Here is a 12,913-nt window from a genome sequence, read left to right as displayed (position 1 = left end):
GGTGGTGGAGGACCGAACACACATCCGTTGAAAAGGGTGGTGATGAGGTGTGGGTAGGGGAGAAATTCCAATCGAACCCGGAGATAGCTGGTTCTCCTCGAAATAGCTTTAGGGCTAGCCTTGATTTAGTCTGATGGAGGTAGAGCACTGAATATCCTAGGGGGCGTCAAAGCTTACCGAAGATTATCAAACTCCGAATGCCATACAGATGATGATCAGGAGTCAGACTACACGAGATAAGTTGGGTAGTCAAAAGGGAAAAAGCCCAGACCACCAGCTAAGGTCCCAAAGTGCGTGTTAAGTGGAAAAGGATGTGGGATTTCGAAAACAACTAGGATGTTGGCTTAGAAGCAGCCATACATTAAAAGAGTGCGTAATAGCTCACTAGTCGAGAGGTCCTGCGCCGAAAATGTCCGGGGCTAAAACACGACACCGAAGCTGTGGAAAATGTCTGTCTTTCAGACAGCCATGAGAAATAATCCTTACGGATTATTTCCGGTTATCTGAAGGGCAGAGGTTTTGGTAGAGGAGCATTCTTAACTGCGACGAAGCGTTACCGGAAGGAGACGTGGAGTGTTAAGAAGAGAGAATGCCGGAATGAGTAGCGAGATAGAAGTGAGAATCTTCTAGGCCGAATATCCAAGGTTTCCAGAGTAAAGCTGATCTGCTCTGGGTAAGTCGGGACCTAAGGCGAGGTCGAAAGACGTAGTCGATGGACAACAGGTTGAAATTCCTGTACCTTATGAAAACAGAACTGTGGGGACGCAGAGAGAAAGCCAGAGCCGGGAATGGAAAGACCGGTACAAGCGGGGTAGTAGTCAGACAGGCAAATCCGTCTGATAATACGAAGACGTTAAGTGGACCGAAACTTAAAGTAGGGAAGCTGGTGAGCTAACTGCCAAGAAAAGCCGCTATTGTTTTTCATAAGCCCGTACCGTAAACCGACACAGGTGGATGAGGAGAGAATCCTAAGGCCGACGGGAGAAGCATTGTTAAGGAACTCGGCAAAATAACCTCGTAACTTCGGGAGAAGAGGTGCCTGTAGCAATACAGGCCGCAGAGAATTGGCCCAAGCAACTGTTTAGCAAAAACACAGGTCTATGCAAAACCGAAAGGTGAAGTATATGGGCTGACGCCTGCCCGGTGCTGGAAGGTTAAGGGGAGATGTTAGGAGCAATCCGAAGCGTTGAACTTAAGCCCCAGTAAACGGCGGCCGTAACTATAACGGTCCTAAGGTAGCGAAATTCCTTGTCGGGTAAGTTCCGACCCGCACGAAAGGCGTAATGATTTGGGCACTGTCTCGACAATGCACCCGGTGAAATTGAAATACCAGTGAAGATGCTGGTTACCTGCGCCAGGACGGAAAGACCCCATGGAGCTTTACTCTAGCTTGATACTGGGATTCGGTATTGCATGCACAGGATAGGTGGGAGGCAAAGAAGCTACGACTCCGGTCGTGGTGGAGCCGCTGTTGGGATACCACCCTTGCAGTATTGGATTTCTAACATGTGCCCGTGATCCGGGCAGTGGACAATGTCAGGTGGGGAGTTTGACTGGGGCGGTCGCCTCCGAAAGGGTATCGGAGGCGCTCAAAGGTCTTCTCAGAATGGTTGGAAACCATTCGCAGAGTGCAAAGGCATAAGAAGGCTTGACTGCGACACCGACGGGTGGAGCAGGTACGAAAGTAGGACTTAGTGATCCGGTGGTATAAAGTGGGATTGCCATCGCTCAACGGATAAAAGCTACCCTGGGGATAACAGGCTTATCACTCCCAAGAGTTCACATCGACGGAGTGGTTTGGCACCTCGATGTCGGCTCATCGCATCCTGGGGCTGTAGTAGGTCCCAAGGGTTGGGCTGTTCGCCCATTAAAGCGGTACGCGAGCTGGGTTCAGAACGTCGTGAGACAGTTCGGTCCCTATCCGGCGCGGGCGTAGGATATTTGAGAGGAGCTGACCTTAGTACGAGAGGACCGGGTTGGACGAACCGCTGGTGGATCGGTTGTACTACCAAGTGCATGGCCGAGTAGCCAAGTTTGGAAGGGATAAACGCTGAAGGCATCTAAGCGTGAAGCCCCCTCAAGATAAGATATCCCATAGCATAAGCTAGTAAGACCCCTTGAAGACGACAAGGTGGATAGGTTAGAGGTGGAAGTGTGGTAACACATGGAGCTGACTAATACTAATAGGTCGAGGGCTTGACCATAAGGTATTTGTTCATGAATACTAATTTCTAGAAAATCGAAAGATTTCAGATTGTTGGATGATATTATCAAATGTAGTTATTCCTCGATAGCTCAATGGTAGAGCACACGGCTGTTAACCGTGGGGTTGTTGGTTCGAGCCCAACTCGGGGAGTTTTTATTTCAAGACATTAAATGGCTAATATAAATTAAACAAGTGTTAATGCTACTAGACAGATTTTAATGGCTTGACGAATAAAAAACTAGTTGTTATAATACAATAGTAATATATATATGGCGACATAGCCAAGCGGTAAGGCATGGGTCTGCAACACCCTGATCACCAGTTCAAATCTGGTTGTCGCCTCTCTTAGTTAGTGCTTCAAATCCTTATAAACCAAGGGTTTGAAGCATTTTTACTATCTTAAAATCATAGGTGCAAATTGGTGCAAGCCGTTTTAGCCTAAGACTGTATTCATTTTTGTAAAGTATCATCCTCCGGTGTTACGGAACGTAGATAATGCGTTGTCATTGTAAGTGTAGTATGTCCAAGCATTTTCTGTAATTCAGGAGTACCGACACCATTCTTATACATGATAGAAGCTGTTGAAAATCTTACCTTATGAGAGGAACGGTATTCAATCCCAATTTCTGAACAACATTTTTTTATTCGCCTGTTAAATGTACAGGTTGCTAAAGGTTTACCATTTAGAATAAATAGATACTCACTATTGGGATTTAATAATTTAATCCGTTTTAAGATAGCCTTAGCGGTATTCGTTAATGGAATGTATCGCTTTCCCTCTTCTTTATGACCTTTTATATCGTCCACTATTTCATTCTTATCATTTACAAAGCGTTGAATATAGATAAAATCTCCTTTAATATCATCCCATCTTAATCCTTTTAATTCTCCAATTCTTAGTATGAGATGAAAGTCCAGCTTAATAGCAAGGGAATATAAATCATCATTAGGTAAATAATTTATAATCTTTAAACGTTCTATTTCGTTAAAGGGTATTATATTATTATTTTCTGACTTATATTGAAACTGGCGGTAATTAATATCACGCAAATAATTATGTTCAATTATTTCACTTTCTATTGCATAATAGATAATACCATTCATCACACTTTTCATATCATTAAAGCGTTTACGTGTGATTGCTCCGCCTTTTGTAACTTCACGAAAATACTTGATGTAATCTTTTGGTTTTAAAAGCTTCAAAGGTACTTTAGTTATAGCATTTTCTTTAAGAAAAGTATTCCATACATAACCATTTTCTTTTACAGTTTTTTTGGATACATTCGATTCGTTTTCTCTCCATTCCATCCATTGAGGATATAAATCTTCAAGGCTTGAATTGCTTTCACCAAAATAAAAATCATAAAGTTTTGTATATAGTTCAGTTTCATCTTTACCAATAACCTGTTTTTCCTTGCCATTTTCAATAACCTTTGTAAATATGCGACCATCCTTTCTGGTATAGATTTTTTTCTTATGTACAGCTTCAACTTTTTTCTTTTTCATTATATATATTTTTTCTGAAACCTCTGACAATTCAATTATACCATAGCAAGCTAAATGATGAAACAGATTATCAGTATTTGCATAGGAATTAAATAAAGCTGTGTCGAAGTCATTTAATTTTTTCATTTACACCACCATCCTTTATAGTGGGGTAAGGTTACTATTTTAAGAAATTTGATTTTTACAGTAGATTTGTGGGTATATTGATTTGTGGTTTTCTTTTTTTATTTGTTATTATGGGAATTTTATAGATTTTCAGATGTTTTGTTTTTATATTTGTATTTGATATTTTTATTTATAACCTTTAAACCCCAGTAGAAATTAGTTATTTAAAAAGGGGTTTCCATGTCATTTACTGGATGAAACCCATAAAGGTAATCATGGGGTTGATATTCATTCCATGTATTTGGTGCAGTATATACCCTAACTTTGTGAATTCTTCTAAGCCATGCCTGATAGGTTTCAGGTTGCTCATTTTTAATATTGAAATACTGGTCTTCCAATTTCCAATTTGATACGATATAGACAAAATTGTAACATGCTTGTCTGTTGTTATAACGGGCAGGCAATTGTAAGGGATATACATCAAGGTAATTCAACATGTTTCCTATGGGTAAATCACTTCTGTATTCCTCAAATACAATTACATCCTCTCCGTTATAGGTGTCAAAGGCATGTTTGTAGTCAGTTACACGATATACATTAGCATCGCCATGAGAGTCTAATATATGTCTGGATTTACCATAACCTGTTTTACCAGATACATATGTAACTACAAGGTTTAGCCGTCGTTCTGACTTATATTGATTAGATAGTATTTCAAGTCTTGCCTTATCAATGTGTTGTAGATTTAAAATATTATCAGGATTATTCTCCAATATTTCCACATTGGAGTAACCATCTTTAATCATTTGATATAGGTTCATTAAATCATTACGTTTTCCCTGACCTTGTTCAGGAATAGTACCCCATTCTTCATAAGTATCCTTTAAGTTAGTTGTGCCTTTCTCAGTTTCTGCCCATTTACCCTCTTTTATTATATATAATTTGTTTTCCTTTGCAGTCCCTTGTGCTTCTTCTATATGTGCAGTAGGAAATGCTTTTTTTATACTAGAAAAATATATTGGGTTTTTAAATTGGATAAATAAATGGGTATGTAGCGTTTTCGCTATTTCATCTGCCATACACCAATATATGAGATTTTCCCATTGTTTAAGGGTTTCTTTAATTGACTGATGAGATGTTTTTTTATGCTTATCAGGATTATTAAAAGTTAATTGATACTTACGATTACGTCTGTTATTATAATTATCTTTTTTAATTTGAAATACCGCCTTTCTTATGTTATGGCACAGAGCCGACACGATTACACTGCATGCCATATCCATTGATTTATAAGGGTTTCTTCTATTTTTGACACTGACACAGAAGTTGTGGTAATACTAGACAACTTCTGTTCGGAACGCTTTGCGTTCCCCTAGGTGCAAAAGCCTTACACTCCGTACGTCTTTCGCACCTAGGTATTCATAATTATCTGGTTACAGCCATTTTTATATAATTGTGTAGTTTTTCCCTATCATTTATGGTAGGTACTTGTATGGGGGTAAAATCAGTTCCATTGGTCAACATATAGCCTGTACCTTGCTTTCTATCAGGCTTCATCTGCTCTTTAAACTCATGAAAAAGCATATCCTTACTTTCCTGTGACAGGTTACCCAAGCCAATGACCAGATTAAAATTATCCCTGGCAGAGTTAAAATATACAGCGTCTACTCTCTGTTGTGCAATAATGATGTGAACGTGGAATGACCGACCTAACATTAATAAGGTTGCAAGCTTTCGTTTTTCCTCTTCTGCCACTTTCTTTTCTAAATTATTACAATAGGATGCCCATTCATCAAAATATAAAATAATCATGTTCCGAGAAGTATCTAAACCTGATTGCCTGTCCTGAAACCGCTTAAAAAAATTATCCAATCCTTTTGAACAATCCTGAAATCGATAAAAGCGTGATGTACCAGATAAAAATGAAAAATCATCATCCCCCTTGTAATCACAAACATATATTTGCGAATTGCTAATATGTAAAGATATACGTCCTAGTATTAACTTGGTGGCATATGTTTTACCAGAGCCGGTGGCGCCGAATATAACTGCATGGGGAGCTTTTTCTGGTTGCCATTCCACATTCTGCCTAATATGGTAGGAAAGGTATTGTTCGTTTAAAAATAATTGTATACCCATTTTAAAAATCCTTATCACTGACGTTGCTGTGCATATTTCCACTATTTATTGTATTGTATAAACGCTGTTTACGATGACGGCAATAAGCTTCACTTGCTATTGCAATATCCACCTGTATAAAGCTGCCGGTATCAATAACGTTATCAACAAGAATAGAGGGATAGGAAGCGGAATTGTATAAAAAACGGCTTTGTGTTATTCCCTCAAAGGAGTTGCTTTCTAATCTTTGGGTTATTGTTGTTTGCAAAACCCCCATTATAACATCTATATCCGCTTTCTCCGTTAGTTTAAAAAACATATAATGGTATATTGGAACATTACCCACAATATCATAATGAGATGGTGCGTCCATTTGCATAACCGTAGCTGGCTTCTTGAGTTTGATTATCTCACTTATATCTGATATAATTACCGCAAGATTTTTTCTAATTAAACTGTATGTCGATTCCAATACAATAGGGTCATAATCCATTACCGATGTTACAGGCTCTACCTCTGTATTCTTTTTGGAAAAGAAATTGATAAGAACCGAAAAAAAGATGATAATTCCACCAATGGTAGTAACTATTTCTATAAGGTGTGTCACTATCAGTGATATAATCATGTAAAGTACAAAACCTGTACATACAGCGGACAAAATAATACCTAATAATAACAAGGATAGCTTTATATATTTCTTGTCATTAAATAGTTGTATTGCAAGGTTATAAAGTTGATTTATAATATTCATTTGACCTCCTTTTGCACCTCCAGATATATAGAGGAGGTGCATTTTGTGTGTCGATTGATATTTAAGAATGTTGTGTTAGCCATAAGGCTATTTTACTATCTCTACTGTTGAAGCCTTACAAGATAAAGAATATTCCCCAGTTGATGTTCTATAAAATTTAGCTTGAAAATCAGGGGAGAATTTAACTTTGTAAGTTGTGCCATCTACTTCAAAGCTTTCAGGTGTTAGAGGGTGTTTTATACCCTCAAGTTTTACAATTAATTTTTCGTACTTAAAATTAGGAAGTACGACTTCTACCTTAATACCAGCTGGGGTATCACCGTCAGGTTTACCATTAATATAGTTGTAATAGACAGAAGCATTTACGGCAGTCGCTGTTTCTGAACGTGCTATAAGGGGAAAATTGAATATAAAATCAGTAGGTTTAATCATTTTGTTTATCCTCTCTTTCATTAAGTAAAGTTATTAAGTATTCATATACTTCTTTTGCTATTGGATAATTGTTAAGAATATCTTTAGCAAGTAACTTGTCGATAGGGTCTGTTTCATGTAATCGATAACCTGTATAACCGATTTCATTAGGAATGTCTCTCTTTTGAAAAAACAGAGTAAAAATACCATATGTATCATACTGAATTTTCACCATGGGTCTATCGTAGGAAGATATTAGGATGGTGCATGGATTAGATGTGCCGTAAATCTGTAATCTAAAATTATTAGAACTATATAAAGTTCTACCTTTAGATACTTGTTTTGAAATGAACTTATGTAACATATTAAAGGTCAATTTTTTTTTCATTCGCTTACTCCTTTCACGATTATGTTTTAGATACAATAACTGTTCTTTAATAAATTCTCTTCTAAATCAGCCGTGATTTTATCTTCTAGAAGAAGTTTCTACAATTTTTATACTTGATCTTGTCGCCTCCTTTAACTTTTAAGACAGAGAGCGCACAAAAAAAGAAGTGCACCCAATTATAAGTTGTTTTTTAAGTAAGCACATAAACATCATGTACTAATAACATTCAACGTATAATTAAGTTCACTTCTCATATATGTAAAAATAGAAATGTCGCTTAATTGGTTCTTCTTTTATGCTATATAAACTATAACACATTTATATTGTATCAGTAGAGCATTATTTTGTCAAATTAATTTATAAATATTTTTTAGAATTAATTTATAAATATTTTTTAGAATGTTTTTATCGGCTAATAATTGTTATTATTAATATGGTTGTCCATCTTATGGTATTATGGTACAATATTTACCATATTGTAGTTTGATTGATTTACTGGTTCAATATTTATATCAAAGTACTGATAGGGTTAAAGAAAACGGAGGAGATAGTGTGAAGAAATTATATATGATTTTATTAGCAATGGTATTAGTAATTATGGGTGTAATATCCCCTTTGTATGCAACAGAAGCACAGGCGGCAACTAAAGTCTATGTTACTGAATCAAATAAAGACAAACTTTATTTTCCAATGCATAAGATTTGGAGCTCTGAAATTAAAATACCACTTAAGTACAATGCAGGCACTTTAGGTGGTAAGACGTTTTATGATATGTCTTATGCTATGCTATCTACAGGTTATAAAGAAGTTTATACTTTTACTTATGATAAAAAAGTGATAACAGTAAAAACTGAGGAAAACAAGTCAACAGGTAGAAAACATATTGTAGTATCTCCTAAAAAGATGGGAACTACAACTTTAAAAATTAAGATTAGTCATCCACAGTTTAATGCAGTAACATTAACTACTAAGATTACTATTACAGATAAAGAATTAAATTGGAAATACGCAAATATTAAAGATAAGTATAAACAAGAGTACGATAGTGTGAAAAGTGGTATCTTAAATGAACAGACTAAACTATTTTTATTTGAATTAAATAAGGAAAGAAGTACTATTAGTCTGAAAGAACGATACAAGTCAAGTGCATACGAATTTAAATTAGCACAAGAGACTATTAAATTACACAATAACCTAACGGAAGACCCTGAGTGTATGAATACTTTAAAAGTAGGTAATAAAGTTTTTGACAAGATAGCTAAACAAAGAATGAGTCAATTAACAAAACTCAATAAAATGGATAATCATGAAGGTTTAGATGAATTATTGGCGGATAAATTCTATGATGCTTATATGATAGGTGAAACCTTATGCCAGAGTACAGTATTTAGATACCCATCTGATATAGTTAAGAGTTACAAAGGTAGTCCTCTTCACTGGGGTCAGTTGACTGATGTTAATTCTAACTATATATCAGCATATACTTTTAAAACTAATAACGGCACTATGATTAATGTAGCTATACCAGGGACTGACTTTTTGGTTAATAATGTAGATGTATCTACTGATTCTCTAAATTTATGGGAAAAATATGCTTACCTCATGACGCCAGAAGAGAGAGAGTACTACGGTGTAGATGACATATACGATGAGGAGTATGAAGAATATACAGATGAGTATGACTGGTCTATCTAATAACTAAAATACAACCCCTTGTTGGTTATGGAGTGTTTAAAATAAAATACAGATATGGAGATTTTCGTTCATTGCTGTAAAGTTTTTAAAATAATAAAGTATTTAAAGTCAGTGATAAGGAAACTTATGATAATATTGAATAATAATTTAGTGGATATAGTAGCAGAGTACTTATTTAATAATACTGATACAATTAATTTATGTAAGCACGTTAATTGATAGCAATATCATTCTTAAAAATATAAATGAAATTAGAATGAGGAGAGTTAAAGGATGGATTTGTTAAAAAAACTGGAATTAGAATTCGGTGGAATAGAAAGTGTAATTACTCAGTATTCATCAAAAGGGAATATCGGTAATTTTGTAGATGGATTAGGTAAGGGAATCTCTGATAGAGATATAGAAAGTATAAAATATTATTTAGAACAAATAAGTATCTGGTATAATGAGAACATCAGTAAAATTCATTCAAATCAGTACGTTTCTAATAAAGAAGATCATAATAGAAATAAAAAGCTTATTGAAGAATTTGGAGAAAAATTTAATGATTATGTTGTCAAGGAATCTAGTGAAATTAAACTTGAGAAAAATAATCCTATAATATTCTTAAGTCATAAATCAGACGATAAGAAGTACGCTGATGCATTAGAAAAGTTAATATGTGGTATGGGAATAAGAAATAATCAGTTGATTTATACATCACATCCCCTACATAAAATTCCTTTAGATAACAATATATATGATTTTCTTAGAAACAATTTGAATTTAAACACATTTGTAATTATTTTATGGTCAAATAAATATTTAGAAAGCCCTGCATGCCTTAATGAAATGGGTGCTGCATGGGTAGTTCAAAGCGATTATACCAATATTTATACACCAGATTTTGAGTTCGGAAATCCGAAGTATCATGAGTGTGCTGTTGATACTAGAAAAATGGGAGCAGTTCTCAAAAGTGATGCACATTGTAAGGCAAGCATGATAGAATTAAAGAATAAAATAACGCAATTATTTAATATTACGGTAGATGAGCAATCATGGACTTATCTTTTAGATGCATTTTTAGATGAAATAAAATAATGACCAAACTATATTATTAGTTAGTAATATGCACGCCCGATATTTCTAAAAAATAAAATTTAATACTTGTTTTATATCGTTTCTTGTATATGTTAGTTTAAATGTTACTTAACTTATAATAGGTGCAAAATAGGTGCAAAAATGTCAGAGGGTTCAGAAATCCCCTTTCTATGCGGTTTTCAAAAGTGCCTGATAGTTCAAATCTGGTTGTCGCCTCTTAGAATGGTCTCTAAACCTTGAAAAGATAAGGGTTTAGAGATTTTTTATATAGAATTAATACATCCAGCTATATTTAAAATGGTTTTAATATCAATTGTTATTACTGCTGTCCTATGTCCAAAAACAGACGGGAACTTTTGTCCGTCAGCTACCGGAATTACTGCCGACTGAGCTTATCGATTACCTCAGTCGGCTTTCTTTTTTTCTATCCATCGTGTTCGATATTTCTATGTTTTTCGGTACATTCAAACTTCATTTTCTGTACTTCTTAGGAAAATTCACCCTCAAGAACCAGTTTTACTGCATGATCATCAATAATTCGTTTCCTGGATTGGCTTCCATAGAGCAGAAGGCTGGTGCATACTTTATCTATGATTCTGGCTGTTCCGGCACTATACTGATGGATGGCATCCATAGCGGCTTCAGTAAAGACTTCACCGGTGCTTCCGGCATACTTCATCTGATGACGGATATAGGTTCCCGTTTGGGAACGGTCATAGTGATTCAGTACGCTCTGAATATCAATTCGCTGGCGAATTGCAGTGTAAGCCTGCAGCTGAAGTTTCTGCCACAGTTCCGTCTGTCCCGTTAATATCAGCCCCATTGGGCTGACCGAATCAAGCTTTACATTCAGTAAAAAGCGTATCTCTTCCAGCATTTCACGGCTTAGCAGATGGCATTCATCACAAACACAGACCGGCTGGATTCCATGAACCGCTTTCATAATCTCGATTTCCGTATGAAGCTGTCTTTTAGCATCCCCACGGTTATACTTTGCTTGAAATCCCATCTGCTCCAGCAGAATACGGTAAAAGTTCCTTGGTGTCAGTTTGGAATCCGAAATATATAGAAACTTGAACTGATTGTGATTCAGGTCATTACTGAACTTACGCAGAATCGTTGTCTTACCGGTGCCGCAGTCACCGGTAAGTACAGCAAAAAGCTGGCGTTCTGCCACATAATTGAGCCGGTTCAAGATTTCTGTGAGTTCCTGCGGCATATATAAGGCATCTGTTGGAATACTTCTGGAAAAAGGGGGTGCAGTCAGTTCATAGAACGCTTCAAACATTACCATCACCTCGGTCTTTCTGCTCTGTTTTCATTCCAGTAAAAGAGATTGCGGTCTTTCGTATCATCTGACGCTCCTTATTTTTCTGTGCCGCCGCTTTTAGGAGTCTTGATTCCTTTACGGGAACTGCATTCCGATATTCCGGTAATTTCGGACGTTCTCCGGAATGGCTTCCGATTTTTAATGGAACTGCCGTACAGGAGGGCATTCCGTTACACTCGATCGTAACCTTAGAAATATCAGCGGCGTCATAAACCACCTCTACCTCCTTATGTATCATAGAAAGGCCAAGCTCAACCTCGTATTTCTGTCCCAGGAAACTGATACAGCCGCTTTTGTCCACCTTTCTTGTTTCACAGGCCAGAAAGGCATCCGCTATCGCCTCAGCAGACAGAAATTTAAGTTCATGACGGTCTGATTGATATGCTTCGTAAGGGGATTTCCCATGTAAGGAACTGTGTGCCTTATGAAGATAGCATTCCTCCATCCATACCTGATACAGCCGGTTCAGTTCTTCCAGATTTTTCGGCTTCGCAAGCTGTGCTTCCCGAAGAAAGGAATCTACCGTCTGGTTGTACCTTTCCTGCTTGCCTTTCCCTTCCGGCGAATACGGACGCGCATAGAGAAGCCGGATTCCAAGCTTTCCGCAGGCTCTCTGCATCCAGTGTGTCCGGTATTGCTTGCCATTATCGAAATAGACCGAATCCGGGGCACCATACTTAAGTAATGCTTTTCGGAAGCAATCCTGAACAATCTTCTGATCCAGTGTCGGATAGAATTCGGAATGTAAAATATGTCTGGTACAGTCATCCAGAAAACAAACCATATACGTTGGCTTCCCATCCACATAAATCCCATATTTAATATCACTCTGCCACAGATAATTACGCCACGGCTTCTGAAACCTTCTGGCTCCGGTTACACTGTTTGTGTAAGTCCGCATCTGACGGCTGGAATACCCACGGTAGTTTAACTGGTCCTGCAGGGTGCTCCTTCGTAAAAATCCCGGCTCCGCTTTACCTTCCCACTCCAGAATGCGTATGAGTTCTGTAATACTTCTTTTCGGAACTTCTCTCCGGAGTGCAATGGCTTCCTGTATCACCTCTTCCGGAATAATGGAATTACCACCACGTCCTGGACTCTGGGGTTTTAATCCCTCAAAGCCTTTTTCCTTATAATCATTTAAATATCTTCTTATGGTGCGCTCTGACAAACCGGTCTGGATACTGATTTCTTCCTTTAATAACTGCCGTTTCTCCTTATCCAGTGTGGTATCCATAAGTGGTGCAATGATTTTCAGTCGGTTGGCCGCGATTTCCTCGCTTCTTTTGTTTTCCATGATAATGATCTCCTTATTTTTTTGAT

The 12,913-nt window shown here is 37.0% G+C and carries 10 protein-coding genes, 2 tRNA genes and 1 rRNA gene (1 of these 13 cut by a window edge); 5 read left to right on the top strand and 8 right to left on the bottom strand.

Going from position 1 to position 12,913, the window contains the following annotated elements; translation table 11 throughout:
* The 3 genes from Ana3638_RS04920 to Ana3638_RS04910 all read left to right on the top strand — a co-directional run.
* Nucleotides 1-2,204, top strand: a 23S ribosomal RNA gene (locus Ana3638_RS04920); it begins 754 nt to the left of the window's first position.
* An 80-nt stretch (nt 2,205-2,284) separates the two neighbouring features.
* Nucleotides 2,285-2,356, top strand: a tRNA-Asn gene (locus tag Ana3638_RS04915).
* 121 nt (nt 2,357-2,477) lie between these two features.
* A tRNA-Cys gene (locus Ana3638_RS04910) sits at nt 2,478-2,548 on the top strand.
* 108 nt (nt 2,549-2,656) lie between these two features.
* Here the strand turns inward: Ana3638_RS04910 and Ana3638_RS04905 are convergent.
* The 6 genes from Ana3638_RS04905 to Ana3638_RS04880 all read right to left on the bottom strand — a co-directional run bounded on the left by Ana3638_RS04905 (nt 2,657) and on the right by Ana3638_RS04880 (nt 7,485).
* A complete protein-coding gene (locus Ana3638_RS04905) occupies nt 2,657-3,838 on the bottom strand; it encodes a tyrosine-type recombinase/integrase (protein ID WP_161837036.1) in 1,182 nt (393 codons plus the stop codon).
* A gap of 203 nt (nt 3,839-4,041) precedes the next feature.
* Nucleotides 4,042-5,076 (bottom strand): hypothetical protein, encoded by a 1,035-nt coding sequence (locus Ana3638_RS04900; protein WP_408609516.1) that lies wholly within the window; start codon nt 5,074-5,076, stop codon nt 4,042-4,044.
* 166 nt (nt 5,077-5,242) lie between these two features.
* Nucleotides 5,243-5,956, bottom strand: a complete 714-nt coding sequence (locus Ana3638_RS04895) for a P-loop NTPase family protein (protein ID WP_161837035.1) — start codon at nt 5,954-5,956, stop codon at nt 5,243-5,245.
* 1 nt (nt 5,957) lies between these two features.
* Complete coding sequence (locus Ana3638_RS04890; RefSeq protein ID WP_161837034.1) at nt 5,958-6,686, bottom strand: hypothetical protein; 729 nt, start codon at nt 6,684-6,686, stop codon at nt 5,958-5,960.
* Between the two features lie 87 nt (nt 6,687-6,773).
* A complete protein-coding gene (locus Ana3638_RS04885; protein ID WP_161837033.1) occupies nt 6,774-7,118 on the bottom strand; it encodes a hypothetical protein in 345 nt (114 codons plus the stop codon).
* Nucleotides 7,111-7,485: a hypothetical protein gene (locus Ana3638_RS04880; protein WP_161837032.1), complete on the bottom strand. Its 375-nt coding sequence runs from the start codon at nt 7,483-7,485 to the stop codon at nt 7,111-7,113. Before Ana3638_RS04880 ends, Ana3638_RS04885 begins: the two co-directional genes overlap by 8 nt.
* Before the next feature lie 552 nt (nt 7,486-8,037).
* Here Ana3638_RS04880 and Ana3638_RS04875 point away from each other — a divergent pair.
* Together Ana3638_RS04875 and Ana3638_RS04870 are read left to right on the top strand one after the other, a co-directional pair.
* On the top strand, nt 8,038-9,180 hold the full coding sequence (locus Ana3638_RS04875; RefSeq protein ID WP_161837031.1) for a hypothetical protein: 1,143 nt from the start codon (nt 8,038-8,040) through the stop codon (nt 9,178-9,180).
* Between the two features lie 273 nt (nt 9,181-9,453).
* On the top strand, nt 9,454-10,260 hold the full coding sequence (locus Ana3638_RS04870; protein WP_161837030.1) for a toll/interleukin-1 receptor domain-containing protein: 807 nt from the start codon (nt 9,454-9,456) through the stop codon (nt 10,258-10,260).
* A gap of 487 nt (nt 10,261-10,747) precedes the next feature.
* On the opposite strand, the gene Ana3638_RS04865 is transcribed toward Ana3638_RS04870, so the two are convergent.
* A complete protein-coding gene (locus Ana3638_RS04865; protein WP_161837029.1) occupies nt 10,748-11,548 on the bottom strand; it encodes an ExeA family protein in 801 nt (266 codons plus the stop codon).
* Entirely contained in the window at nt 11,541-12,887 is a 1,347-nt protein-coding gene (locus Ana3638_RS04860) for a DDE-type integrase/transposase/recombinase (RefSeq protein ID WP_246240799.1), read from the bottom strand. Before Ana3638_RS04860 ends, Ana3638_RS04865 begins: the two co-directional genes overlap by 8 nt.
* Nucleotides 12,888-12,913 lie beyond the last annotated feature (26 nt).

Origin of the sequence: Anaerocolumna sedimenticola, assembly GCF_009931695.1 — a bacterium.
Taxonomy (GTDB): domain Bacteria; phylum Bacillota; class Clostridia; order Lachnospirales; family Lachnospiraceae; genus Anaerocolumna; species Anaerocolumna sedimenticola.
This window is presented reverse-complemented; position numbering and strand designations above follow the sequence as displayed.

What these genes read in the sequence shown, in the direction of transcription:
- Ana3638_RS04880 (WP_161837032.1), bottom strand. Translation starts at nt 7,485, where the DNA reads ATGAAAAAAAAATTGACCTTTAATATGTTACATAAGTTCATTTCAAAA.
- Ana3638_RS04870 (WP_161837030.1), top strand. Translation starts at nt 9,454, where the DNA reads ATGGATTTGTTAAAAAAACTGGAATTAGAATTCGGTGGAATAGAAAGT.
- Ana3638_RS04895 (WP_161837035.1), bottom strand. Translation starts at nt 5,956, where the DNA reads ATGGGTATACAATTATTTTTAAACGAACAATACCTTTCCTACCATATT.
- Ana3638_RS04885 (WP_161837033.1), bottom strand. Translation starts at nt 7,118, where the DNA reads ATGATTAAACCTACTGATTTTATATTCAATTTTCCCCTTATAGCACGT.
- Ana3638_RS04865 (WP_161837029.1), bottom strand. Translation starts at nt 11,548, where the DNA reads ATGTTTGAAGCGTTCTATGAACTGACTGCACCCCCTTTTTCCAGAAGT.
- Ana3638_RS04860 (WP_246240799.1), bottom strand. Translation starts at nt 12,887, where the DNA reads ATGGAAAACAAAAGAAGCGAGGAAATCGCGGCCAACCGACTGAAAATC.
- Ana3638_RS04890 (WP_161837034.1), bottom strand. Translation starts at nt 6,686, where the DNA reads ATGAATATTATAAATCAACTTTATAACCTTGCAATACAACTATTTAAT.
- Ana3638_RS04905 (WP_161837036.1), bottom strand. Translation starts at nt 3,838, where the DNA reads ATGAAAAAATTAAATGACTTCGACACAGCTTTATTTAATTCCTATGCA.